Genomic DNA, 24,167 nt, shown 5'->3' on the forward strand with positions numbered 1-24,167 from the left:
CAGCCTTATGAAATCTGTACTTCAAAACATTCTAGTAGCAGTAATCAGCACTGCCTGTACTTTCGTGCTGATGCAGCATTATTATTATGATCCGGCGCTGCCCACAGCCAATGCCACTTCCGTAGCACAACCGGTATTAACCAGTCAGGAGCCCGCCCAAAATTTGGTGGCAGAAAACGCTCCTTTCAACCAGCGCCCGGGCGCGTGGGCAGAGGGCCCGATTGACAATTTTATCAATACCTCGAAACTCGTTACATCGGCTGTGGTCAACATCAACACCCTCAGTGCCAGCGGGTACCGGGTGTCTTCGGGCTCGGGGGTCATCATTGCCAAAGATGGTTATATCATCACCAACCACCATGTCATTGAAGACGGCGCCACCTACGAAGTTACGATGTATGACAAGCGGAAACTCGAAGCAGAACTGATCGGGTCCGACCCTACCACTGACCTCGCTTTGCTGAAGGTGGACGCACGCGGACTGAAGCCGGTCCTCTACGGGGACTCGGATCAGGTAGAAGTCGGGCAGTGGGTGCTCGCCGTGGGCAACCCTTTCAACCTCTCTTCTACAGTGACGGCTGGGATCGTAAGCGCCAAGGCCCGTAACATCAATATCCTCAGGGGCTCCTACAGCATAGAATCCTTCATTCAGACCGATGCCGTGGTCAACCCAGGCAATAGTGGCGGTGCTTTGGTCAACGAACAGGGAGAGCTGATCGGGATCAATACCGCCATTATCAGCGAATCGGGCGGGTACGAAGGGTACTCCTTCGCCATCCCCTCCAATCTTGTCCGAAAAGTAGTGCGGGATATTCGCGAATTCGGGGAAGTACAGCGGGCTATACTTGGTGTAGGCATTGCGGAGGTCACCGGCGAGATTGCTCAGCAGCAGGTGCTGCCGGGTGTGGCGGGCGTTTACATCAATAACGTTAGCAAAGGCAGCAGCGCTGCCGAAGCAGGGCTGCGGGAAGGTGATGTGGTCATCAGCATCAATAATGTAAAAACCAATTCTGTGCCGGAACTGCAGGAGCAAATTGCGCTTTTCCGCCCTGGCGATAAAATCAGCCTGGAGTTTTACCGCAATGGGCAGAAGTTCCGAAGAGATAATGTCAGGCTGCAAAGCCTGTCGGAAGCTGCCAACCGCTAATCAACAGGCACGAGGGCTTTGAACAAGGTGGCATCTTCCTCCGCAGTAAGCGTGTACGTAATTCCCGCAGGTAGGAAAAAAGCCTCGCCTTTACGGAATACCCTACCGCGGTCTGAACGGACCACGCCTTCCAGCACCAAAGCAATTGCTGCTGTTTTGGGGGGTTCCGGCTGGTACTCGTCCCCTTCCTGCAGTTGTATGCGGTTCAGCTGAAAGTCCTCAGCCGGCGTTGGGTACCTGAATTCGAAGCCATTGACCGGCTCTCCTTCCAGGATATTGGGTACTACCGCATCAAAGTTTAAATGGCTGAGCAGCATGGGTACATCCACGTGCTTGACTGTTAGCCCGCCCCTGAAGACATTATCCGAGTTCGCCATCAGTTCCACATTGACGCCCTCCAGGTAGGCATGTGGGATGCCCGCTCCCTGAAAAATACCCTTCCCAGGGGGTATGTATACCAGGTTGAACAGGTATATGGAAAATATACCCCGGTCATAATTTGCTTCCTGAGTCCCGCTGTACTGTTCGAAAGCTCGTTTCGCCCAGAAGTCAGGGCTGGACTTATCCGTAAGCTTAGCTGGCAGTACCCGCTCCCGGAGCGGGTGCAGTACCTCATCTATTTGTGCTTGCGGCCACTCCATTATTGTTTTGTACAAACCGTAAATCCCACCTGCCTTAAAGTGTTCAATTAGTGGCGCGAAGGCGGGTTCGGACTGAAGTACGGCATTGATCTCAGGCTCGGGCCTGAACCCATGCAGCAGCCAGAAATCAGTCAGTGCAACCATGACTTCAGGCTTGTGATTGTCATCTTTAAAATTGCGGTGAGGGGCTGAGAGCGGCACTCCGGCTTCATTTTCCGCAGCAAAGCCCTTAATAGCCTGCGCTTTGGTGGGGTGAGACTGAATCGATAACATCTCACGCACGTCCAACACCTTGAATAAAAAAGGCAGCTCGGCCCCAAAACGTGCCTGGGAAGCGCCGAGGGCTTCGGGCGTTTGTGACAGCCAATCCTTCAACAAGATGGCTCCGGCCTGACTCTTCAAAACTGCAGGCCCACGGTCATGCGTTCCCATCCATAATTCAGCGAAAGGTTCCAGGTCAGGATTCTCCTGCCGGATCAGATTAGGGATGTAAGCATAGCCGCCCCAGGCGTAGTGTTGAACAACTCCCTTCAAGGGAAGCAGGTGTTGGTCTGTCTTCATCAAAAGTGTTTTTTCTTATTAGACATTATGCGAAGATAAGAACTCCGCCGGTTTGTCCCCTTACCCGAAAACATCAAAAAACTACAATAAAATACTCCTGAAATGATTCCTTTGTGACACGATTAATAGTCAAATCGCTAAAAAAATAAAAAAATAAAAAACTCAACAAACTGAATTACAGGTTTTTAAACCTAAAACAAAGGCTAAGAAATGCAACACACTTGATTTAGACTTTTGATTCCACGAAATTTGCTTGAACGAGATAACAGGCATTAGACCTGTAAATCCTGTCTCAATTCTTTTTTCTTTCTAGACAAACCACAACAACTAAGACTGCTTACTAGCTTGCCCGGGTACATAACCAAGTCCCGGATATTTCTCTTTGGGGGGATAACGATTCTACCCTTGCTTTGAACAACCTCTTGCCCAAACATTTAGCGCGGCAAAACAAGCAGTCAGCTCCTTCGGGGGCTTTCTGTGTTTTTACAGCGTTGTGACCGGCATCACTGACCGGGAGCCTGTGCACCCGCATCTTTGTAAAAAAAACAACAGACCATGTTTGGAGTATTCAATCAGATATTCGGAGGCAGCACAGATGCTGTGGATGTAAAAGCTTTACTGAACCAGGGTGCTTTGCTAATTGATGTACGCACCCCTGCTGAATTCAACAGCGGTGCGGCAGCAGGTGCACAAAACATTCCTTTACAGGAATTGCAACACCATATTGGCAAGCTCAAGCAACAAGGCAAGCCGGTGGTTGCCTACTGCCGTTCAGGTAACCGCAGCGGTATAGCGGCTCAGATATTGAATGAGAAAGGTATTGAGGCTTATAATGCCGGAAGCGTAGGCCAAGTCAAGCAATTGCTCGCCAAATAAGCAGCGAAGCGGAAAGCATCATCAAAGAGCGGAGAGAGGCACAGCCTTGCTCCGCTTTTTTTGTTGCCGCCACTCCCAAAGTGCGTACCCGGCGACTACCAGATACTCAAGCGCAACCAGCCCCAGGTATTCGTGATAGGCGCCACCTGAATAATTGGCATAGGTCAGTACTATGAGGATGGACCATACCACTGGGAAGCGATAGGGCGTAAACGTGCAGAGCAATATGGGCAAAGCCACATACCACGGGTGCACCGTAGGTGTAAAGGCCAGGTAGAGCACAATAGCCGCCAGGCAAAGCGCCGGCAGGCGCGAGGTCAGCGCGGTTTTGGAGCACCTGCCGAGCCAGGCATCCCATATCGCCAGCAATACAACGCCCAGAAAAGTGCCCGCCGCCAGCAAAGGGCCGATGATGGCAATCTGATTGTAGCCCGTCCACTGATAACCGATCCAGCGCAGGAGGTAGTACACGCTGCCGTTGAATTCGAAGCGCCGGAAGTAAAGATCGAGGCTACTCCCAAAGCCCTTCAGGAAAGCCTCGCTCAACAGGGGCGCAAATAACAGCAGGAGCGCCAGCCCCATCATTCCAAAGTAGTAAATGCTGCGCCTCCAGCCCAATCGGCGAATGAAGAACATCAGAAACAGCAGGGGTAGCAGCTTAGTGGCTACCGCCAGAGCCATAGCGACTGCACTGAGCGCCCATTTTTTCCGGTGCAGCCACCAAAAGCTGAGCACCAGGAAGAAAACCATAGCCCCCTCAAAGTGCAAATTCCCGGTGGTTTCTACAATGATCAGGGGGTTAAGCAGATACCAGCAGGCCAGCTGCGGTGGCTGCCCCAAAGCTTTCAGCAGCCTTGGCAGGAGCAAAACTGTACCTATATCCGTCAGGAGCAGGAAACCTTTCATCAGCAAGGTACTACCATAAATGCTGTTGGGCGCCAGCCAGCAGGAAATGCCAAAGACCGCCTGTGCCACCGGCGGATATATCGTAAAGTATTCCGGAGAATTGAGCTTTTGAAACAACCCATCGGTCAGCCCGGCGGGCGGGTCAGCCAATGCCTGATAGTAAGCAGGCAGGTGCTCAAAGGGGTTAATCCCGTTGAGGAGCAGGCGACCGTCCCAGATAAAACGGTACACATCGTCGGAAAGCTGCGGCATGGCCGGCAGAATCAGGGCCCGAACCCCCACAGCCAATACCAGGTAGAATTTTAGAGCTTGTTGGGACACCGTGCCTGTACAGAGCCATAAGTACGCCAAAAATGCAGGTAGGTACAATCCGGCAATCCAAGCAAAATCAGCCTGCCCGGGGCCATACGCCAGTGCTGCAACCGATAGCAGTAACAGCCCGCTGCCAAGCCAAAACTGCGTTCGCTCCGCCATAAGCTTACTTTATACTCAGGTGGCGCAGGGTGAAGTAAAAGATCGCGCCATACCCCAGTGCCAGCATGAAGTGGAACACCAAAAAGGTCGTGTTTTGGATATACAGCCCGCCAACCACCGCGCCCGCAAAGTAAAGGGCCAGCAAACCTTCGAGCACTGTAGTCCAGGTGATTTTCCTGCTCAGGTACTTGTGCTTGCGGAAGCTGTCGCGCATCGTCTTGATATTGAACTTAGGAGTACGCACAAAAGGCGACTTCTTTCCGCGGAAGCCCTGAAGCACCGCCACTGTATTGTGAAGAGAAAGGCCCATTGACAATGCAAGGAACAGCGGGAACAAGAAAACAAACTTAAACAGCGCCTTGCCAAAGGGCTCCTTATGTACCGGGGCCTGTACATTAGCCACATAATAAATGCCGATAATAGAGAGTAGCCCCACCAGGAAGTAGGCAAAAAAGTTCTTGTTGAAGCCCAGCTCGATCAGGTCGCCAAGCAGGAACAATAAGGGTACGCTGGAAAGGCCCGTGATGAAAACAAAGACGAAGATGGAACTGGCCAGCAGGTGGCTCGTTGCGTGAATTTTCTGGTTGAGCGTGAGGTCTTCCGAACGCCAGACGGTAGGGAGCATTTTTTTAGCTGTTTCCGCACCACCTTTCATCCAGCGGAATTGCTGAGACTTCAGACTGTTCATTTCTACCGGGAGCTCTGCCGGTGAGCCGATATGCTCCAGGTAATGAATCCGCCAGCCATTCATTTGTGCCCGTATGCTGAGGTCGAGGTCTTCCGTTAGGGTATCGGCTTCCCAGCCACCGGCATCCTCTATGGTTTCCCGGCGCCAGACGCCTGCTGTGCCATTGAACTGCAGGAGGTAATCTCCGGACATACGCCCGACCTGCTCTACGGTAAAGTGCACATTAAGCTGCAGTGCCTGCAGGCGCGTAATGAGTGAATAATCCTGATTGATGTGCTCCCACCGGGTTTGGACAACGCCCACCTCGGGGTCCTGGAAATTCGGGATGGTCTTTTGCAGAAAGTCCGGACGGGGCAAAAAGTCAGCATCAAAAATAGCAATGAACTCGCCCTGCGCATAAGCCATACCGTCCCGCAGCGCCCCTGCTTTGAAGCCCTGCCGCTTCTCCCGTTGTATTTGCCGGATGTTATACCCTTTGGCACGCACCGCCTCTACTTTTTTGCGCACCACCTCAATAGTTTCATCCGTTGAGTCGTCGAGGATATGGATTTCGAAACGGTCTTTGGGATAATCAAAGGCAGCAACGCTATCAATCAGGCGCTCGATAACATAGAGCTCGTTATAAATGGGCAATTGTATGGTGACGAAGGGCCAGGAATCCTCTGCCGCTTCAGCCAGGACGAGGGTGCCCCCTTTATCTTCGGCATGCTTTGCCCTACTCGCCCGTTTCAGCTCACCATTTTGACTGACCGTGAGCGGCTCGAGTTCGGCAGGTTGCTGTTCCGCTTCCGTCTTTTGGTATTTTTTGTAATGGTAAAGAAGGTTGAACTGCATGACACAGTACACCGTAATGTAAAACAATGCGATAGTATAAACGGCTAAGACCGAATAGGCGAGTATGGATATCATGCCCAAGACTTTAAGTTCACAGTTGATTAAATCAGTTTGAAAATCGTCCAAAGGATTTTATGGCCCGCCAGGATACTCCCTTTGATGGTGCCAGAAACCTTTGACACCCCAATGCGCCGGCGGTATTGCACGGGGACTTCCGTCGTTTTCATTTGCAGTTTTGCAGCTTTCACCTGCATCTCTACAGTCCACCCAAAGTTAGGGTCCTGCATATCCAGCTCTAACAGACTGGCATATTTGACTGCTCGGAAAGGGCCTAAATCGGTAAATCGATAGTTGTAAATCAATCGGATGAGTGTAGTGGCCAGCCAGTTGCCGAATATCTGCTGCGGCTGCATGGCTCCGGGCTGCAGGTCTCCCAAAGCCCTGGAACCGATCACCAGGTCATAGTTTGATTCGATAATAGGCTGCACTACTTTTGGCAGTTCTTCAGGGTGATCAGAGTAATCCGCATCGAGAAAGACAACAATATCAGGCTGCTCTTGTTGAGAGCGGCTGGCAATATGTTGCATCCCCTTAAGGCAGGCATTGCCGTACCCTTTCTTCGGCTGTGGTAATACCGTAGCTCCTGCAGCAGTAGCAACGGCAGCCGTTTGGTCTGTACTGCCATTATTGCAAACGATTACTTCCCGCACCCATTCGGCAGGAATATCCTCAAGTACTTTCCCAATGGAGTCTTCCTCATTGAAAGCAGGAATGATGACGTCGATGACCGGTTTGCTCAATATTCACCCTGATTTGCGGCAAAGGTACAGCAAATATTATCAACTTAACTGTCCTTCCTGCAACATTTCATAGCTTGACACTTGCTTGGATTTCGGAATACCCAACCGGGTGCTAAAAACCAGCAACATTTCTCTATTTTTGGGCCATTGTACAGAAATCATGGATTGCTCCGTTATAACGGGGCAATCTCAAATGAATACCTGCTATCTATGAAGAATATGCCCTACATCGTACTTGGTTTATGCCTGAGCCTGGCTTTCTTTTCCTGCGACAACGAAGGCGACTTTCTCACCGGGGGCGATTTCGAGCTGGAATTTTCTGTAGACACCCTGCGCTTCGACACCGTATTCACGGAACTTGGCTCTGCTACCCGTTCCTTCAAGGTGTACAACCGCGGTGAACAGCCGGTGCTGATTGACGCGGTAGCCCTCACCGGTAACGAAAGCGGCAAGTTTCGTATGAATGTCAACGGCACCGCAGGGGAGCGCGTTGAGCAAGTGGAAATTTGGGGCAACGACAGCATCTACGTCTTTGTGGAAGTGACGGTTGACCCCGATGCGCCCCTTTCCATCAGCCCATTTGTTATTGAAGATCAGGTTGTTTTTGAGACAGGCGAGCAACGCAGCAGTGTCTTGCTGGAAGCCTGGGGGCAAAATGCCAACTACTTCCCCAGCCGGTTCAACCGGGGCGTTCCTACCCTGCTCACCTGCGATAACCAAACCATCGTTTGGGATGACCCGAAGCCCTACGTCATCTACGGACAGATCCTTATTGATAGTTGTGCCCTTGAGGTGGCAGCCGGCACGCGCATTTACGTGCACGGGGGCATTGCCCAAAATGACCTCTTCGGCACCTTCAACGACGGCATCATCTACACGCTGGCCAATGGTCGGGTCCACTTCAACGGTACGCCCGAGGACTCTATAGTGGTGCAGGGCGACCGGCTGGAAGAAGGTTTCCGGGAAGAGCCCGGTCAATGGCAGGGTATTATCATCGGCCGGGGCTCCAGGGGCAATACGATGCGTTATACTTCGGTCAAAAACGCCATTTTCGGGGTCTATGTGGACTCTCTAGGGGAGCTTAGCGCTCAGAACTCCCGCTTTTATAATACCAATAGCAGTGGCATCATTGGCTTTCACAGCAGCATTGACCTGGAGAACTGTCTGGTTTACAACAACTTTGCCAACTCCGTGCAGCTCGTCAACGGGGGCGATTACAATTTTGACTACTGCACCGTGGCCAGCTACGGAGTGGATGCCTCGGCACTTTCGCTCTCCAACTTCTTCTGCTACGACAGCCCTTTCACCTGTCAGGTACGGAACGACTACCGCATCCGGGCCAACTTCCGTAACTGCATTTTCTTTGGGACGAGCCGGGACGAGCTACGATTTGCCGATGTGAGTGGTGGCAGTGCGCCACAGCTCTTTCAAGTCCAGTTTGAGAACTGTATTGTCAAAGTCGACCAACTGCTCGAACAGCAGGAGGGGCTCTACGCCAACTTCCTGGAATCTGATGCCTGTATCAACTGCATCAACGGGGAGCGGACAGACACCCTTTTTGCCGATCCTAATGGCGATGTTTACCTGCTGGATAGCCTGTCCATTGCGGAAGGCATGGCCCGCCCCCTGCCCGGCATCACCACTGATCTCACGGGCAATGAGCGGGACCCCGTTGCCCCTGATATCGGCTGTTTTGAGTACCAATACTAAAACCAAAAATTCAAGCCCAGACCATGTCACCATTTTTATACGGAAAGCATCATCTCACTGCCGGGCTGGCGCTCAGTATCAGTCGGCAGCATGAAGCCGGGGAATTGGACCGGGCTCAGCGGGAAAAGGTAGCGGCTTCGGCTCAGATCGTCCGCAATTTTGCAAAAGGCAGGGACGCGGTCTATGGGATCAACACTGGCTTCGGCCCCCTGTGCAGCACCAAAATATCACCGGACGACACCGCACAGCTACAGCACAATCTGCTCATGAGCCACAGCGTGGGTGTAGGCTCCCCCATTCCCCAACAAACGGCCAAGCTCATGCTCATCCTCAAAGTGCATGCACTGGCGCAGGGGTTTTCGGGCATTTCCCTGCCTACCCTCGATCGCATCCTCTGGCATATTGAGCAGGACATTATCCCGGTGGTGCCCAAACAGGGATCCGTGGGGGCTTCGGGCGACCTGGCACCGCTTTCCCACCTGTTTTTGCCGCTCATCGGGCTGGGGCAGGTGCACTACAAAGGACAGGTAGTGCCTACGCCAGAGATGCTGCAAAAAGAAGGCCTGTCCCCCCTGCAACTACAGCCCAAGGAAGGCCTCGCCCTGATCAACGGTACACAGTTCATCGCCGCTTTTGGAGTGGAGGTAACCGACCGCCTGCAAGCCTGCCTGAGTCAGGCCGACCTTATTGGGGGAATGATGATTGAAGGGCTGTTGGGTTCCGTTGCGCCCTTCCATCCGGAACTGCACCAAATGCGCCCCTACAAAGGCAACCAACATGTGGCTGCACGCATCCGGGCGCTACTAAAAGGCTCCGAAATCCTCAACTCCCACAGCCATTGCGACCGGGTGCAGGACCCTTACTCCCTGCGCTGCATCCCTCAGGTGCATGGCGCTTCGCGTAACGCCTGGCTGCACCTCCGGGAAACCCTGGAAATTGAGCTCAACTCCGTCACAGACAATCCGATCATCGTGAATGAAGAGCTCTCGATCAGCGGGGGCAATTTCCACGGGCAACCGATGGCCCTACCGCTGGACTATGCCTGCCTGGCGGCCTCGGAAGTCGGCAATGTTTCCGACCGGCGCTGCTATCTTTCGCTTACGGGCATAGATGGTGCTGTACCCAAATTGCTGATGGAAGAGACCGGGACCAATTCCGGGTTTATGATCCTGCAATATACCGCTGCTGCCCTGGCGAGCGAGAACAAGAGCCTGTGCTTCCCGGCCAGTGCTGACAGTATTTCGACTTCACTGGGGCAGGAAGACCATGTGAGTATGGGCTCCATTTCCGGCCGCAAAGCACTACAGGTCGTGGGCAATCTGGAGCGGATACTGGGGATCGAACTCGTGTGCGCAGCTCAGGCTTTCGACTTCCGCCGGCCACTAAAGTCGAGCCCGCTGATGGAAAACCTGCACGCCCGGGTACGGGAAGAGATTGCATTTGCAGACAAGGACCGGGTGTTCGCTACCGATCTGGATAAAGGGGCGGAGCTGGTTCGGGAGCGCGCGCTGATTGAGGTGGTGAAGCAAAGCAGCCAGGATATTGGCACTGAGTTTGACTCAGCATTTGAGCACTGTTAGCAAGCTTGCGGTAGCAGCTTCCCATCCACAGAGACCAAGCGATCGAGACGGATTTCCAAACCAGTGCTGAGCAACATGTACTCCACCTTGCTGCGGATGTACAGGTCTTTGATAAGGGCCTCCACACTTTGATCCTGACCGGAAGCATCCCGAAACACAATACGGCAGGAGCGCCGAAGCGTGGCGCGGGCTTCCAGTTCGTCGTAAAAATCACAGCTGATGGTTTGGTAGTTATTCATTTTCGTCAAGTTTTGACTACTTCAATAAGCTTTTCGGAAGCTGAATTGTTGCATACCCAAAACGATAAAACTTTGATACAAACGATATCCATATTAGGCTGTGGCTGGCTGGGGCTCCCACTCGGCCAAACACTGGCGCAGGCGGGCTACACCGTAAAAGGCTCCACCACCACAACCGACAAACTCCCTACGCTGACCGAAGCCGGCATCACCCCCTTTCTAATCAAAGTCGGCGACAACCTGGAAGGCGACAACCTGCGCGACTTCTTCCAAACCGACTTGCTTTTTGTGAACATCCCCCCCGGTGGGCGGCGCGATCCCGATGTGGAAGAAACGTACCCCCGGAAGGTCAAAGCTATTGTGGAAATGGCGATGCGGATGGAAGTGCCTGAGCTGGTTTTCGTTAGTTCCACGGGCGTGTATGGCAATGACAATACCACCCTGGACGAAAGCGCAGTCCTGAACCCGTCCACTGCTTCCGGCCGGGCCCTGGTGGTGATCGAACGGTATTTACAATTGCTGCGCGCGCCCCGATCCACCGTTTTACGCATGGGCGGGCTGGTGGGCGGCAGCCGAAAGCCCGGCCGCTTCCTGGCGGGCAAAAAAGACATCCCCAACGGAGAAGCCCCCGTCAACCTGGTTCACCTGGACGACTGCATTGGGCTCATACAGTCGCTGATTGAGCAGGAAGCCTTTGGGCATACCCTCAACGTGGTCGCTGACGGGCATCCAACAAGAGCCGCCTTTTATACCGCTCAGGCGGAAAAAGAAGGGCTGGAGCCGCCCACCTTCAAAGGGAATAAGGAGTTGGCGTACAAAATCATCAGCAATGAGCGGGCGAAGGCCCTATTGGGCTATACCTTTCTGTACCCGGACCCAATGACCTTTTGATAGCGGATGTAAAACTGCTAAGTCCGGCTTTACCCAGCTATAAGAACGTGTTGGCACTTTAGAGCTTGTTGGGATTTTACACTTCGGGCTGCTCTTGCCAAATTTTGTCCTGCTCTTCGTTGTTCTTCGGTCACTTAGCTAAGGCTATGTGATTCAAGAATAGGCCCCTTTAATCCCATTCTTGAATGTATCACGCCTTGATCAGAACAAAATTTGGCTGCGTTCGCTCCAAAAGCAAAACCCCAACAAGCTCTTAGTAATCGGTCTGTCCCGCTCCCTGGAACGAGACACTTTTTTGCCTGTGTCTCGTCGCCTGTGGGCTTTGGCCACCGGAGACCAAAGTGTTCGACACGCAGGCAGGTTTGCTTATGCTTCGCTCCGGAAATCCTTCTCGCAAAAACTGCGGGACAGGCTATTTATCTAAGGCTAAGCTTCGGTTTCGCACCTACTCTAAGCAAAAAATTGCTAGTTTTCGAATAGAAGACCAAAGTCCCAACACACTCTAATATGGTTAAACAAGGTACAAACCTTGTATTGCTGGGTTTTATCCCTTACCTTCATTCATGAAACACAAGCAAAACCTCCTCACCTTTTTTCTGCTTTAGAGCATGTTTAGAGCAAACGATAGTTGATAATCAAAGAGTTGTGGTTATCAGCAGAAGCGCTCCTCCAAACACGCTCTTATCATTTGTACGCCTTCAATACTTAACTGCAGTTGGCTGCAACGTCTTACCTAGTCGATCAACACTAACATATCCCAATGCAGGGGACCTTTATCGATCTTATTAACTAAATGCGATGAAAGCATCTAGGTTATTTGCTGTATGCTGCCTGCTAATGGGGGTATTGGCTACGGCATGGGGACAAGAAAAAACGGATAGTCTATATCAATCTTCGGTTGAGCTGTTGGAGCAGGCGCAGGGGGCATCGGGCGATTTTTCCACACAGATCACCCTGGCTCAGCAAGCAGCGGCAGGCTTCGAAGTGTTGCAAGCAGATAGTTTGGAATTACAAGCCCGGTTCCTGGCTGCCATGGCTGCCCGCTACCTGCAGGACTCTGTTAACTTTACCCACCATATAGAGCCGATCCTGAAGATTGCACAGAAGCGAAAAGATACGGCGGCCCTCGTGAAAGCCTATAATATGCAGGGGCTGTTTTACTTCTCACAGGGCAATTCGGCCAAAGGCATTGCCATGCTAAAAATACCAGAACAACGGAGCTATTATTCTGCCAGTGCTGCAGCTGAAAACAGCTTCAACCTGGGTGCCCTGATTGACATCTGCCTGACTTATACCATGGACCTGGATAGCGTTTATCACTATCTGAACAAGCTGCAGCGCCTTGCCCAGCTCTATCCTGAGCCTTCCGTTCAGGTTGTCAGCCGGTTCAAGCTGGCACAGCTTTTTACCAAAGCCTACAACTACAAAGAGTCACTGGAAGCCCTGAGAGCGGCATATCCCTACCTCAAGGAGCTGGAGGACAAGGGGATTGCGAATTATTACTACTCCATTCTCATCAAAAACTTCATTGACCTATCCATGCCGGACTCCGCCATGCACTACATCGGCATACTGGAGAAGGTGGCCTCTTATTCCGCAGACGACCCCCGCAACTGCTATACCGTCGTGGCAAAGACCAGAGCCCATGCTTCATTAGGGCGACTACCAGCGCTAAGTCATTCCTTTGAAGTTTGTTATGAGCAGTTGACGGCAACGCTTGATTCTACTCAGAAAGTCAGTGTCATCGCCCTCGGTGCCATGAATGCGAAATGCAGTTTTTACCTGTTGAAAAAAGACTGGCCCAGGCTCAACCAATACTTGCAAGAGCTGATCACTTATGCCACAAAAGCGAATAGCAATCAATACCTGGTCAATGCCTATCAAATGAAGTTCGAGGCGCTGATGGAGCAAGGGCTGGACAAACCTGCGCTGGAAGCCCACATTCAATTTAAAGCCTACAGTGACAAGGTCAACCAATATACCTTTACACAAAGTGAAGCCCTGATCAAAAACCAACTGGGCTGGCAACTCGCATCGGAAGAGAATCAGCTATTGGAAGTCGAAAACCTTAAACAAAAACTACGGATCATTAAAGACAGGAACATACGGTTGCTGTCCCTGCTGGGGATTTTGCTCTTAGGGGGCCTGACTACTTACTTTGTGCGTTTATCCAAGATTAGAAAACAGCAAAGTGAAGCACTCAGTCAGATCATAGCCGAGCGGACTGCCCAGATTGAAAAGACCAACAAAGAACTAACGAAAACCAATCAGGAATTATTGAGGAGCAATACCGAACTGGAGCGCTTCGCCTACGTCGCTTCTCACGACCTGAAAACGCCGCTGCATAACATGATCAAATTCTCTGGCCTGCTGCAGCGCCGCCTGAGGGACAATGCCGATCCCGAAGCCCGGGAATACCTTGGGTTCATTTTGCGGGGAGGTAAGCGGTTGAACAACCTGATTGAGGATATGCTCGAATACGCCCAATTCTCAATGGGCTACAGGGAACAAAAAAGCAGCATTGTTGACCTCGGAGATTTGATTAAAGAGGTGCAAACTTCTCTTTTTGATTCCCTTGAACAACCGAACTACCTGGTCATGATTTTGCCCACCCTCCCTAGAATCAACTGGAATTATTCCAAGCTGTTTATCCTCTTCAAAAACCTGATCGAGAATAGCATCAAGTACAACGAATCGGAGCAGCCACGCGTGATCATCAGTAGTACGACCGGGGAGGACATCTGCTCAATTTTTATAGAAGATAATGGCATCGGAATCGGGGAAACTTTCCACGAAAAGATTTTCCAGATGTTTACCCGGCTGCACAATCATTCCTCCTACGAAGGCTCCGGGCTGGGGCTGGCCATTTGCCAAAAGGTTGTAGAGGAAATGGGTGGGAAAATCAGTGTCCAAAGCCAGGAGCAAAAATATTCAGTTTTCAGAATTGACCTGCCGCTCCAGTTGATTGAAACGAAGAAGGGTAAATAGATAAGGTACTTACCCCTGCAAATGCGCCAAAAAAGCGCTCAGCCTACTGAATGAGCACCCGCTCAGAGCCTATCAGTTGCCCCTCCGACCATACGCTGACGAAGTACAAACCCGCTGACAAATCCGCAACGTTCATGTTTGGCCCGTTCACCGTACGAACCACCTGACCATTGGCATTCAAAAGTTGTAGCCGGCTTACCGAAAATGCTGCCCGGACCTTCAACTGCCCCCGTACAGGGTTAGGCGCTACCGACCACCGTAGGGTATGGTAGCTCTCTTGCGTGCCAGTCAGGCATTCCATATCAGTAAGACGGGCCCAGAGCTGATTGTCGAAGGAGGAAGCGGCGGCGGCGACCGGACCGGCATTATTGCCCTGCCGGACTACCACCAGCCCTTTGCTGGGGACCACGTAGATTTTCTGGTCGTTTTTGCCCAGGGCGGCGTACATATCGGCTGGTGCATCCGGGACTAAGGGCCCATTCAGTACCAATTGGGAGGCCGGCAGCATAAAGGAGGGCTGCCCGTTAAGCCACCACAGGTACCCGTAGCTTTGGTTGAGGTCCTGAGAAGGAGTGATCATAGCGTTGAAATAGGCCGTATCGGTCAGGACCTGGGTTCCATTCCAGTTACCTTCAGCCAGCATGAATAGCCCGAAGCGCGCCATATCCCTCGCCTTGCTGAAATAGACATTGCCAAACCAGCCCCCCTTCATACCGATCGCATTGCCCAGGCGCAGGCGGGTGTATAAGGTAAGGTTCACACCTGTCGCTGTTTCCACCAACTCCTGGGTGTAGCGGTAGGGCGAATTGTGGTAAGCCCAGCGCGTGCCTGCATCCACCAGGTACTGAAAGCAGGCCGGCTCAAAGCAGCTGTTGGTGGCGTCATCTTCTACCAAATCATCCAGCCCGGTCGTCATCGTAATTTGATTATGGATGGTGATGAGGGCTTCCTTATCCGGCGGGCATTCTGTCCAGCCCAGGCCCATATAATCCGATACAGGGTCATTGATATTCAGGTAGCCATCCTCCTGCGCCAGGCCGATGACCGCAGCCATCAGGCTTTTGCCGGCGGAGGCCCAGTACCAGAGTGAGTCTTGCTGAAAGGTACCAAAATACCGTTCCAGCAAGATTTTTCCGTCCTTGAGTATGATGAAGGCTTTCGTATCCCGGCTTTCCACGAAGGCCAGCAGGCTGTCGACTTTCTCCGGGCACCAGTTGAGGCTGTCGGGGCTGAGGGTTGCCCATGCATCGCCCTCAGTAGGTGGGAAATAGAGCGCTTGGGCTGAAACTGCATTTAGCAAGCTGAGCAGGAAAAGGGTGTAAATCAGGCGCATAGGCTTTTTTTTACGACTTAGACTCTTGGGGTGGCGTAGGGTTTAAACTAAACGGGGCGGCTCTCCCCAATGGAAAACCGCCCCGCTTAAGCTTAAAAAGGAAACAAGATTACTTGCTCCACTCTTCGATAGACGCTTTGTTCATGCGTACATAGTCTTCGTTGCCTGCTTTTTGCGCCAATTCCATTGACATTTTAGCAGCCTTGATTGCCTCCGCTTTTTTACCCATATCGCCAAGGATCAGGGCTTTGCGGCGCACCTGCCAGAAGGCCGGCTTTTCCACATCTGTGGCGATCGTGACCCACTCCAGCGCTTTATCCAGATCTTTGCCCATATCGTGGTAGTAAGAAGCCGCTGCGTAGTAGTCATTAGGCGTTGGGCCAGCCATTACAGACTCGATGGAGGCTTCCACCTGCTTTTCCGTGTGGACTTTGACCGGGATTTTAGTCATAATCTTATCCCAGGCAAAGACGATATCGGCACCCGTCATAGTGATATTATCTACAGTAAAGCGCATCTGCTCTACCATTACCGGGCTTTTTTCCGGCTTCACAGAGACCGTTGCAGCCGGATCTTTGTCCACATAGCTGCCCCAGCTTCCAGACTCATAAGGGTAGAACATCAACATCCACTCTTTAGCCATTGGCTTGCAAAGGACCGCGTATTCGCCCGCGCCCATTTCCTTACCACCTACCACTACGTCTTTGTCAAACGTAAACTTGGTTGCAGCATTCGCACCAAAGCGCCATACCTTACCGTAAGGGACCAAACCGTCTTCCGCGAAAACAGTACGGCCTTTCACGCCCGGGCGGGAATAGTTGATTTGAATATCCGTCAGTCCGACCATCTGCTCAATTTCGGCAGAAGGGCTTGGGGCAGGGGTCTGAATTTGGGCCATAAGCTGCGGTGTCATTAAGGCAACAATAGCAAGAGCAACAAGTGAGCTTAATAGTTTCTTCATTTTACTTGGTTTTAAGTTTAGAATTATCAAAATTCGTGCACCAAAGTATAATTTTCGATGCAACCGAATAACAACGAGAACCTTGCTTAGTTGTTTTGTCAGAGTTACTTTATCAAAACCAGTGCACCGCAGCTCCGTTCCCATCGCTTGTTCACCAAATGTAATTAGTCAGAATCATGAGTATGACCATAGCTATTATCGCTCACGACGGCAAAAAGCCCGAAATGGTTGCCTTCATCAAAGATCACGCAACGCTTTTTAAGCAAAAAAATATAGACCTGATAGCCACAGGTACCACCGGCTCGCACCTGGAGCGGGCCGGTCTTGAGGTCAATCGTATGGAAAGTGGCCCGATGGGTGGCGATGCCCAAATTGCCAGCCGCCTGGTGGAAGGCAACGTGGATATGGTCATCTTTTTCCGGGACCCCCTCGGCAAGCATCCGCACGAAGTAGATGTGAGCATGCTGATGCGCTTGTGCGATGTCCATAACATCCCGTTGGCCACCAATCAGGCCGCAGCAATCAGGTTTGTACAAACCTTGTAAAACTAAACCTTTGCACACCTCATCCCGTTATACTCTTAAAACCCTGGTATGCAAAGACTTACAATCATCCTGTTTCTTTTAATGGTTTGCTGCTTCGCCTGCGACACTTCCAACTCTAATCAAGGGGTTGATCCGGCAGCACCTTTTCCCATGGTAGCACGTGACCTGGAAGACATTAAAGAATCGGGGGTCTTGCGCGCTATCACAGTATACAGCGAGACCAGTTACTTTCTTTACCGGGGGCAACCTATGGGCTTTGAGTACGAGCTGCTCACCCGCCTGGCAGACCACTTGGGCGTAGCGCTGGAAATCATTCCAGCCGATAACTTAAACGAGCTGATCAACATGCTGAACCGGGGCGAAGGGGACCTGATCGCTCACGGTCTGACCATCACCAAGCCCAGAAAACAGTATATCGACTTCACCAAATACCTCTACCTGACCAAACAGGTGCTCGTGCAACGCAAACCAAAAGACTGGCGGAACTGGAAATTGCACGAAATTGAGCAGTCCTTAATTTCTGATCCTATAGAGCTCATCGAAGACACCGTCTCCGTACGCCTGGCCTCTTCCTATTTTGACCGTTTACAAAATCTGGAACAGGAAATTGGCGGCAATATTTACATTGACACCGTAGCCGGCAACTTGTCTACCGGCCGGATCATCAAGAAAGTGGTGAATGGGACACTGGACTACACCGTAGCGGACGACAACATCGCAGAGATCAACAGTGCTTATTATCCTATTCTTGATGTCTCCACTCCAATCAGCTTTTCGCAGCGTGCAGCGTGGGCGGTGCGCAAGAATGCGCCTGAGCTTTTGCAAGCCCTTAATCAATGGGTTGAGGGTATGCGGCAACAAACCGACTACTACGTCATCTACAATAAATACTTTAAGAATGAGCGTGGTTTCCGGGCCCGCATTGAGAGTAATTTTTTCAGTGAAGCCGGTGGAAAGATCAGCCGCTACGACAGTATTGTCAAGCAGTTTTCAGACTCTCTGAACTGGGATTGGCGCTTCCTCAGCGCTCTGATCTATCAGGAATCGCAATTTAACCCTTCCGCAACTTCCTGGGCTAAAGCTAAAGGCTTAATGCAGTTGATGCCTGCCACTGCCAGGGAGCTGGGCGTTGCTGACCGAAGCGACCCTGCCGACAATCTGGAAGGGGGGACCGAATACCTACAGGAACTCTACCAGCGCTGGGAGAGTATCCCCGACAGTGTGCAGCGCATTAAATTCACCCTTGCTTCCTACAATTGTGGCTATCAACATGTGGTAGATGCCCGTAAACTTGCCGGCAAGTACGGCAAAGACTCTGACATTTGGGATAAGCATGTGGAGACTTTCGTAAAGCGCCTGTCGTATCCCAAGTATTACAATGACCCGGTGGTGGACTACGGCTATGTGCGTGGGATCGAGCCCGTAACTTATGTAGACCAGATTTTCGAACGCTTTGCGCATTACCAAAAGCTCATACCAGAGTCTTCCTAACGCACCAGCGTCACATCACCGTTCAGCTCAACGACTTTGCCATTGGGCGTTTCCACAAATGCCTGGTAGAAGTAGACTTCGATGGGCGCATCCTGACCGTTGAACCGGCCGTCCCAACCTGCTTCCGGATCATCCGTCTCAAAAACAATACCGCCCCAGCGATTGAACACCCGGAGTTCAAAGCTGGCGACCGGGCAGTTGCCGAGCAGCTCAAAGGTATCATTGGTCCCATCTCCATTTGGTGAGAAGGCATTAGGCAAGGTATAGGCACAACCACCAGCTGGCTCACAGAAACGTACTTCAAAACTAAAATTATCGCTGTAGGTACAACCTGCTTCATCCACAGCCAGCAGCACCACGCTGTAAATCCCATTCTCTTCGAAAGTTACCGAGGGCATGGGCTCATCAGCACTTCCAGCTACATCCAGATTCCAATCATAGAGAAAAATACTATCTGGGCCGGAAGCGGAGAAAGTCGCTGCATCGCCCAGGCAGACCACGCTATCGCCGGTGATTAACAAATCAGGATTATCCAGGCAGGGATCGCCCTCCTCACATACCACAATTTCGAAGGACAAGCTGCCGGTGCGGGTACAGCCGTTGGTGTCCACTGCTGTAAGGGCTGCAGTGACCAAGCCGGTTTCCTGAAAGACATTTTCCGGGTTAGGCTCCGTACCGGAGGCCAGGTTGGAGAACGTCCAGTCGTAGGTAGTCAGACCAGCGCCGCTGGCACTAAAAACCAAAGTGGAGTCCAGGCAGAGTGGACCGGAGATATTTAACTCCAGTTCTGGCAAACCCTCGCAGGGGTCGTCGTTAAAGACCAAGTCGATATTTTCAAGATAAGCCTGCCAAAACGTATGGCTTTCACTGGACTGAGCAGCAATAGGAGCATAACTCAGTGCAAGCATTGGGAGCAAAAAAATCAAAGGTTTCATAAGCCGGGCAATTCTTGTACGCTCTTAGTACTACTTGGTTTGCGAATATCCTAAAATGAGGCCAGGGAAAAAGCAAGATATGGTAAAAGAGCGGCAGTTTGTTTGAAAACCTTAAATTGGCACTTCAAAACTTAAGCCAATGCCTCAGGATGCACCGGAACGGATTACTCTACGCTACCTGATCAATGAATTGCTGTTGATCGCCAACCTGGAAAAGGGTTTTGGGTATACGGTAAAGCGGTTACTCCTTCGCCCCGGGCAAGCTGTGGAGGAATTTCTCGAGGTCGACCGGAAGCGCATGATGAAGCCGTTCCCGATGCTGGTGCTGCTGGTAACGATTGCCACCTTTCTCTCGCTGCGCCTGTTGCCGCTCGGAGAGCCGCTTTGGCAGGATTTCAGCGAGGATGGTGGGGCAAACTTACTTCCACCATTTCTGTGGGAAGCTTTTCACCTGCTGACTATTGGCATGCAGAAGTACTTCAACCTGTTGTTTGTGCTATCACTGCCCGGACAGGCGGTAGGCTCTTACCTGCTTTTCCGGAAAAGCAGGTATAACTTTGCCGAACACCTGGTGATCAATACCTACCTCTTTAGCATCCAAACGCTTATTTACACGCTGATTCTTCCGTTCCTCATCTGGAATGATAAGGTGGCTGGCCCTATACTCATTGCCGGCATGTTCGGCTACTGGCTTTATGCCTTAAGGCAAATTTTTCAGCCCGGGTGGTGGCCACTGCTTTGGAAATCTGCAGCAATCGCGCTGATAGGGCAGGCGGTGACCAACTTTTTAATTCTGGCCGCGTTTTTTGGGTATTGGGTTTATCAATCTATTTTCTCATAAAAATCCAGGCATGAAATCAGCACTTGTTTTTTGCGGTGCCAACAAAGGCAACCATCCGCTCTACGCCGAAACGGCCCGGGAGGTCGGTCAACAGCTAGGGCAACGCGGTATCCGCCTCGTCTACGGGGCAGGCAAAGTTGGCTTAATGGGCGAAGTCGCCGAAGGCGCTCTTCAGGCAGGTGGCGAGGTCATCGGCGTGATCCCGTTTTTTCTGAGAAAAGAGGAAGTATCCCATGAAGGGCTGACGCACCTGTACGTTGTAGACAGCATGCACGAGCGTAAGATCAAGATGGCCCAATTGTCAGATGCGGTTATTGTCCTGCCGGGCGGCTACGGCACGATGGATGAGGTATTCGAAATGCTGACACTGGCACAAGTAGGCCAAGGGCAACACCCGGTATGCTTTCTCAATGTGAACGGCTACTTCGATTTCCTGCTTCAGCAGCTCGACCACATGGAGGCGGAGGGCTTCCTGAAACCCGTGCACCGCCAACTGACGATGATGGCTTCCAGCCTGCCAGAGCTTTTCCAAAAACTCGAGCAATACGAAGCACCACCGAAAGAAGGCAAGTGGATTAAGTTGTAGTTTCTACAAATGCCTGACGCTCATAATTGAATAAGCCCGCGAAATAACTTATTTTTGCGCCAAAATAAAGTGGAACTCAACTTTCCGCTTGTATTTACTTTCACTTTAAAACCAATTCTTTGATGCAATCAGTAGATCAAAAGCTGAAATACAAGGTTAAGGATATCAACCTGGCGGACTGGGGCCGTAAAGAAATCGAACTGGCGGAAGCCGAAATGCCTGGCCTTATTGCGCTGCGCGAAAAGTACGGCGAGTCCAAGCCGCTGAAAGGCGCTCGTATCGCAGGCTGTCTCCACATGACGATTCAGACCGCAGTCCTGATCGAAACACTGGTAGAGCTGGGTGCCGATGTCACCTGGTCTTCCTGCAATATTTTCTCTACTCAGGACCACGCTGCGGCTGCCATTGCTGCTGCCGGTATTCCGGTATACGCCTGGAAAGGGCAGACCGACGAAGAATTCTGGTGGTGTATTGAGCAGACGCTGTTTGCATTCGAAGATGGGCAACCCCTCAACATGATCCTGGATGACGGTGGAGACCTCACGAATACCGTTCTGGATAAGCACCCCGAGCTGATTGAAGGCGTACAAGGCCTGAGCGAGGAAACCACAACGGGTGTACACCGCCTCTACGAGCGTATGCGCAAAGGCACGCTCCCTATGCCGGCGATCAACGTCAACGACTCCGTAACGAAGTCTAAGTTTGACAACAAGTATGGTTGCAAGGAATCTGCAGTTGACGCTATCCGCCGGGCCACTGACGTGATGATGGCTGGCAAAGTTGCATCTGTAGCGGGTTACGGGGACGTAGGCAAAGGCACAGCAGCCTCCCTGCGCGGTGCAGGCTGCCGGGTGATCGTCAGCGAAATTGACCCGATCTGCGCGCTGCAGGCTGCCATGGACGGCTTCGAAGTAAAACGCATGGAAAATGCTATTCCCCGTGCTGATATTATTGTAACGGCAACCGGTAATAAGGATATCATTTCCGAGAAGCACTTCAAGATGATGAAAGACAAAGCTATTGTCTGCAACATCGGCCACTTTGATAATGAAATTGATGTAGCTTACCTGAACCGCGAGCACGGGCACACCAAGACGGAGATTAAGCCTCAGGTGGATAAGTACACGATTGACGGCAACGACATCATCCTGCTGGCAGAAGGCCGCCTGGTAAACCTGGGCTGTGCAACCGGTCACCCTTCTTTCGTAATGTCTAACTCCTTTACCAATCAGGTACTGGCACAGCTCGAACTGTGGACCAACGGAGATCAGTACGAAAACGAAGTGTACACTTTGCCTAAGCACCTTGATGAAGAGGTTGCCCGCCTGCACCTCGCTAAGATCGGTGCGGAGCTGGAGACCCTGCGCGAAGATCAGGCCGAGTACATCGGCGTGAAAGTGGAAGGTCCTTACAAGCCGGAATACTACCGCTATTAAGCCGGTTGGCCCCTCCGGGGAGCTAGCCTAAAATACTATAAAAGAGCGCCGTTTCGGGGATAAACCGGAGCGGCGCTTTATTTTTGCTGTGAACCATCAACCCGCACAACCACTATGCAATCTGTATTTCAGACCTACCTGCAGCTTGGCTTCAGCCATATCTCTGACCTCGAAGGCTACGATCATATTCTTTTCATTATTGCGCTTTGCGCCATTTACCGGCTCCGGGAATGGAAAAGCGTTGCTTTGCTTGTCACCGCTTTCACGATTGGGCACTCGGTGACGCTGGCACTAGCTGTCCTTGGCATCCTGCCGGTCAATGCGGCCTGGATTGAATTCCTGATCCCTGTAACAATTGCACTTACCGCGATTTACAACGCTGTAGCCCACCGCAAAGCAAAGAGCAATCGGATCTGGGATCAGACGATGAAGATAAATTACGGGTTTGCAGCCCTGTTTGGACTCATTCATGGCATGGGCTTTTCCAACTTTCTGCGCTCCAGCCTGATGCCCGGCCAGGAAGACCAATTGCTCACTCAACTATTCGCCTTCAACATCGGGGTGGAGCTGGGGCAACTGGCTATCGTTGCGGCTGTACTAGCACTTTCTGCCATTGCGCTTCAACTGATGCGGGTGCAGCAGCGGGAGTGGAACCTGTTCATTTCCGGTAGTGCTTTCGGCCTGGCGCTGGTGATGGCGCTGGAGCGGGTTGGGGCTATTCTTTAGCCTTGCTTTGCAGCGCTTCCACCACGCGCTCCGGCAGCTGGTGCCTGGTACTCTGAGAAAACTGTACCCGGCGCAGTGGTGCATTCCATGCATCAGCGAGGGCGGCCCAGACGTGGTAATACCCGGCCGTATCTTTTTCGCAATAAACGCCAAGGGGCATTTGACAGCCCCCATCGAGCAGGTTCAGCACCTTGCGTTCAATATTGGTCAGCTCTGCCGTATCCTTTTCATGAATATGCCTGATCAGGCGGCGGGTGGCTTTGTCCGTTTCCCGGGTTTGCCAGGCCAGTACTCCTTGTGCCGGTGCAGGAATGAACTCCCTGGGGTTGAACTTCAGGATTTCGAGGTCTTCCGCTTCGATCTTAAGGCGGGTCATGCCGGCCGCAGCCAGTAGTATCGCATCAAACTGCCCTTCCCGCAGCTTATTAAGACGGGTAGGTACATTGCCCCTGATATCTTTGATCTGCACATCAGGCCGGAAGTCCAGGACCTGAGCCTTCCGGCGGGCAGAAGAGGTGCCGACCACCGCGTTCTCCGGCAGCCACAAGTCTTGCCCCTTATCCAGGCGTTCTTTACGGATCACCAGCCAGTCTGCTGGATTCTCCCGGTAAGATACGGCTGAAATGCAAAGGCCTTCCGGAGAAGTGGTCGGCAGGTCTTTCATAGAATGTACCGCCACATCAACCTCATTGCGCAGCAGCGCATCCTCAATTTCTTTGGTAAAGAAACCCTTGCCTTCCATTTTGTCAAAGCTCAGGTGCTGAATGCGGTCCCCTTGCGTTTTGATGATGACCAACTCTGATTCAATGCCGGCTTCCGCAAGCCGGTCTTGGGTGTGGTGGGCTTGCCAGAGTGCCAGCTTGCTGCCCCGGGTGCCTATACGTACTTTATCGCTCAAGTCTTCTCTGTTTTATTTAGTTACGCAAAGGTAGGCATTTTCACCTGTCTGTACTGCCTTCATCCTGACTGATGCCTTGC

The 24,167-nt window shown here is 51.8% G+C and carries 21 protein-coding genes; 12 read left to right on the top strand and 9 right to left on the bottom strand.

Going from position 1 to position 24,167, the window contains the following annotated elements:
• Nucleotides 1-7 precede the first annotated feature (7 nt).
• Entirely contained in the window at nt 8-1,147 is a 1,140-nt protein-coding gene (locus RIC19_RS10790; RefSeq protein ID WP_350178327.1) for a S1C family serine protease, read from the top strand.
• Here the strand turns inward: RIC19_RS10790 and manA are convergent.
• On the bottom strand, nt 1,144-2,349 hold the full coding sequence (gene manA / locus RIC19_RS10795; protein WP_350178328.1) for a mannose-6-phosphate isomerase, class I: 1,206 nt from the start codon (nt 2,347-2,349) through the stop codon (nt 1,144-1,146). The genes RIC19_RS10790 and manA overlap by 4 nt on opposite strands.
• Nucleotides 2,350-2,904: 555 nt before the next feature.
• Between manA and RIC19_RS10800 the strand changes: the two genes are divergently transcribed.
• Nucleotides 2,905-3,225: a rhodanese-like domain-containing protein gene (locus RIC19_RS10800; protein ID WP_350178329.1), complete on the top strand. Its 321-nt coding sequence runs from the start codon at nt 2,905-2,907 to the stop codon at nt 3,223-3,225.
• Nucleotides 3,226-3,246: 21 nt separating this feature from the next.
• On the opposite strand, the gene RIC19_RS10805 is transcribed toward RIC19_RS10800, so the two are convergent.
• The 3 genes from RIC19_RS10805 to RIC19_RS10815 are packed head-to-tail and all read right to left on the bottom strand — an operon-like array spanning nt 3,247 to nt 6,927.
• Nucleotides 3,247-4,605, bottom strand: a complete 1,359-nt coding sequence (locus RIC19_RS10805) for an MptA/MptB family glycosyltransferase (protein WP_350178330.1) — start codon at nt 4,603-4,605, stop codon at nt 3,247-3,249.
• 4 nt (nt 4,606-4,609) lie between these two features.
• Nucleotides 4,610-6,202, bottom strand: a complete 1,593-nt coding sequence (locus RIC19_RS10810) for a cellulose synthase family protein (protein ID WP_350178331.1) — start codon at nt 6,200-6,202, stop codon at nt 4,610-4,612.
• Between the two features lie 26 nt (nt 6,203-6,228).
• Nucleotides 6,229-6,927 carry a glycosyltransferase family 2 protein gene (locus RIC19_RS10815; RefSeq protein WP_350178332.1) on the bottom strand — a complete coding sequence of 233 codons (699 nt, stop codon included), beginning with the start codon at nt 6,925-6,927 and terminating at the stop codon, nt 6,229-6,231.
• A 210-nt stretch (nt 6,928-7,137) separates the two neighbouring features.
• Between RIC19_RS10815 and RIC19_RS10820 the strand changes: the two genes are divergently transcribed.
• Together RIC19_RS10820 and hutH are read left to right on the top strand one after the other, a co-directional pair.
• Nucleotides 7,138-8,637: a right-handed parallel beta-helix repeat-containing protein gene (locus RIC19_RS10820; protein WP_350178333.1), complete on the top strand. Its 1,500-nt coding sequence runs from the start codon at nt 7,138-7,140 to the stop codon at nt 8,635-8,637.
• A gap of 23 nt (nt 8,638-8,660) precedes the next feature.
• Nucleotides 8,661-10,217, top strand: a complete 1,557-nt coding sequence (hutH, locus tag RIC19_RS10825) for a histidine ammonia-lyase (protein ID WP_350178334.1) — start codon at nt 8,661-8,663, stop codon at nt 10,215-10,217.
• On the opposite strand, the gene RIC19_RS10830 is transcribed toward hutH, so the two are convergent.
• A complete protein-coding gene (locus RIC19_RS10830; RefSeq protein ID WP_350178335.1) occupies nt 10,214-10,456 on the bottom strand; it encodes a hypothetical protein in 243 nt (80 codons plus the stop codon). The two genes, hutH and RIC19_RS10830, sit on opposite strands and share 4 nt — an antisense overlap.
• A gap of 72 nt (nt 10,457-10,528) precedes the next feature.
• On the opposite strand from RIC19_RS10830, the gene RIC19_RS10835 reads away from it, so the two are divergent.
• Nucleotides 10,529-11,347: an SDR family oxidoreductase gene (locus tag RIC19_RS10835; RefSeq protein WP_350178336.1), complete on the top strand. Its 819-nt coding sequence runs from the start codon at nt 10,529-10,531 to the stop codon at nt 11,345-11,347.
• Between the two features lie 798 nt (nt 11,348-12,145).
• Nucleotides 12,146-14,335: a sensor histidine kinase gene (locus RIC19_RS10840; protein WP_350178337.1), complete on the top strand. Its 2,190-nt coding sequence runs from the start codon at nt 12,146-12,148 to the stop codon at nt 14,333-14,335.
• A 43-nt stretch (nt 14,336-14,378) separates the two neighbouring features.
• Here the strand turns inward: RIC19_RS10840 and RIC19_RS10845 are convergent, their stop codons facing one another.
• Both RIC19_RS10845 and RIC19_RS10850 read right to left on the bottom strand, forming a co-directional pair.
• Nucleotides 14,379-15,668, bottom strand: a complete 1,290-nt coding sequence (locus RIC19_RS10845) for a serine hydrolase domain-containing protein (protein WP_350178338.1) — start codon at nt 15,666-15,668, stop codon at nt 14,379-14,381.
• 109 nt (nt 15,669-15,777) lie between these two features.
• Nucleotides 15,778-16,629, bottom strand: coding sequence for a DUF2911 domain-containing protein (locus RIC19_RS10850; RefSeq protein ID WP_350178339.1), 852 nt, complete (start codon nt 16,627-16,629; stop codon nt 15,778-15,780).
• Nucleotides 16,630-16,811: 182 nt separating this feature from the next.
• Here RIC19_RS10850 and RIC19_RS10855 point away from each other — a divergent pair, with 182 nt between their 5' ends.
• Both RIC19_RS10855 and RIC19_RS10860 read left to right on the top strand, forming a co-directional pair.
• Complete coding sequence (locus tag RIC19_RS10855; RefSeq protein WP_350178404.1) at nt 16,812-17,174, top strand: methylglyoxal synthase; 363 nt, start codon at nt 16,812-16,814, stop codon at nt 17,172-17,174.
• 48 nt (nt 17,175-17,222) lie between these two features.
• Nucleotides 17,223-18,665, top strand: a complete 1,443-nt coding sequence (locus tag RIC19_RS10860; RefSeq protein ID WP_350178340.1) for an MltF family protein — start codon at nt 17,223-17,225, stop codon at nt 18,663-18,665.
• On the opposite strand, the gene RIC19_RS10865 is transcribed toward RIC19_RS10860, so the two are convergent.
• A complete protein-coding gene (locus RIC19_RS10865; protein ID WP_350178341.1) occupies nt 18,662-19,600 on the bottom strand; it encodes a T9SS type B sorting domain-containing protein in 939 nt (312 codons plus the stop codon). The two genes, RIC19_RS10860 and RIC19_RS10865, sit on opposite strands and share 4 nt — an antisense overlap.
• Nucleotides 19,601-19,739: 139 nt before the next feature.
• On the opposite strand from RIC19_RS10865, the gene RIC19_RS10870 reads away from it, so the two are divergent.
• The 4 genes from RIC19_RS10870 to RIC19_RS10885 all read left to right on the top strand — a co-directional run bounded on the left by RIC19_RS10870 (nt 19,740) and on the right by RIC19_RS10885 (nt 23,189).
• A complete protein-coding gene (locus tag RIC19_RS10870; protein ID WP_350178342.1) occupies nt 19,740-20,441 on the top strand; it encodes a DUF3667 domain-containing protein in 702 nt (233 codons plus the stop codon).
• Between the two features lie 10 nt (nt 20,442-20,451).
• A complete protein-coding gene (locus tag RIC19_RS10875) occupies nt 20,452-21,027 on the top strand; it encodes an LOG family protein (protein ID WP_350178343.1) in 576 nt (191 codons plus the stop codon).
• Nucleotides 21,028-21,149: 122 nt separating this feature from the next.
• Nucleotides 21,150-22,463 carry an adenosylhomocysteinase gene (ahcY, locus tag RIC19_RS10880; RefSeq protein ID WP_350178344.1) on the top strand — a complete coding sequence of 438 codons (1,314 nt, stop codon included), beginning with the start codon at nt 21,150-21,152 and terminating at the stop codon, nt 22,461-22,463.
• Nucleotides 22,464-22,577: 114 nt separating this feature from the next.
• Nucleotides 22,578-23,189, top strand: a complete 612-nt coding sequence (locus RIC19_RS10885) for a HupE/UreJ family protein (RefSeq protein WP_350178345.1) — start codon at nt 22,578-22,580, stop codon at nt 23,187-23,189.
• Here the strand turns inward: RIC19_RS10885 and hemC are convergent.
• Nucleotides 23,179-24,087, bottom strand: a complete 909-nt coding sequence (hemC, locus tag RIC19_RS10890; protein WP_350178346.1) for a hydroxymethylbilane synthase — start codon at nt 24,085-24,087, stop codon at nt 23,179-23,181. The two genes, RIC19_RS10885 and hemC, sit on opposite strands and share 11 nt — an antisense overlap.
• Nucleotides 24,088-24,167 lie beyond the last annotated feature (80 nt).

Origin of the sequence: Phaeodactylibacter sp., assembly GCF_040219495.1 — a bacterium.
In the GTDB taxonomy this organism is placed as follows: domain Bacteria; phylum Bacteroidota; class Bacteroidia; order Chitinophagales; family Saprospiraceae; genus Phaeodactylibacter.

Bases quoted from the DNA above. Each gene is read 5' to 3' on its own strand.
- RIC19_RS10860 (WP_350178340.1), top strand. From the start codon at position 17,223: ATGCAAAGACTTACAATCATCCTGTTTCTTTTAATGGTTTGCTGCTTC.
- RIC19_RS10850 (WP_350178339.1), bottom strand. From the start codon at position 16,629: ATGAAGAAACTATTAAGCTCACTTGTTGCTCTTGCTATTGTTGCCTTA.
- RIC19_RS10885 (WP_350178345.1), top strand. From the start codon at position 22,578: ATGCAATCTGTATTTCAGACCTACCTGCAGCTTGGCTTCAGCCATATC.
- RIC19_RS10845 (WP_350178338.1), bottom strand. From the start codon at position 15,668: ATGCGCCTGATTTACACCCTTTTCCTGCTCAGCTTGCTAAATGCAGTT.
- RIC19_RS10840 (WP_350178337.1), top strand. From the start codon at position 12,146: ATGAAAGCATCTAGGTTATTTGCTGTATGCTGCCTGCTAATGGGGGTA.
- RIC19_RS10800 (WP_350178329.1), top strand. From the start codon at position 2,905: ATGTTTGGAGTATTCAATCAGATATTCGGAGGCAGCACAGATGCTGTG.
- RIC19_RS10805 (WP_350178330.1), bottom strand. From the start codon at position 4,605: ATGGCGGAGCGAACGCAGTTTTGGCTTGGCAGCGGGCTGTTACTGCTA.
- RIC19_RS10855 (WP_350178404.1), top strand. From the start codon at position 16,812: ATGACCATAGCTATTATCGCTCACGACGGCAAAAAGCCCGAAATGGTT.
- RIC19_RS10865 (WP_350178341.1), bottom strand. From the start codon at position 19,600: ATGAAACCTTTGATTTTTTTGCTCCCAATGCTTGCACTGAGTTATGCT.
- ahcY (WP_350178344.1), top strand. From the start codon at position 21,150: ATGCAATCAGTAGATCAAAAGCTGAAATACAAGGTTAAGGATATCAAC.
- RIC19_RS10810 (WP_350178331.1), bottom strand. From the start codon at position 6,202: ATGATATCCATACTCGCCTATTCGGTCTTAGCCGTTTATACTATCGCA.
- RIC19_RS10870 (WP_350178342.1), top strand. From the start codon at position 19,740: ATGCCTCAGGATGCACCGGAACGGATTACTCTACGCTACCTGATCAAT.
- RIC19_RS10790 (WP_350178327.1), top strand. From the start codon at position 8: ATGAAATCTGTACTTCAAAACATTCTAGTAGCAGTAATCAGCACTGCC.
- RIC19_RS10830 (WP_350178335.1), bottom strand. From the start codon at position 10,456: ATGAATAACTACCAAACCATCAGCTGTGATTTTTACGACGAACTGGAA.
- RIC19_RS10875 (WP_350178343.1), top strand. From the start codon at position 20,452: ATGAAATCAGCACTTGTTTTTTGCGGTGCCAACAAAGGCAACCATCCG.
- manA (WP_350178328.1), bottom strand. From the start codon at position 2,349: ATGAAGACAGACCAACACCTGCTTCCCTTGAAGGGAGTTGTTCAACAC.
- hutH (WP_350178334.1), top strand. From the start codon at position 8,661: ATGTCACCATTTTTATACGGAAAGCATCATCTCACTGCCGGGCTGGCG.
- RIC19_RS10820 (WP_350178333.1), top strand. From the start codon at position 7,138: ATGAAGAATATGCCCTACATCGTACTTGGTTTATGCCTGAGCCTGGCT.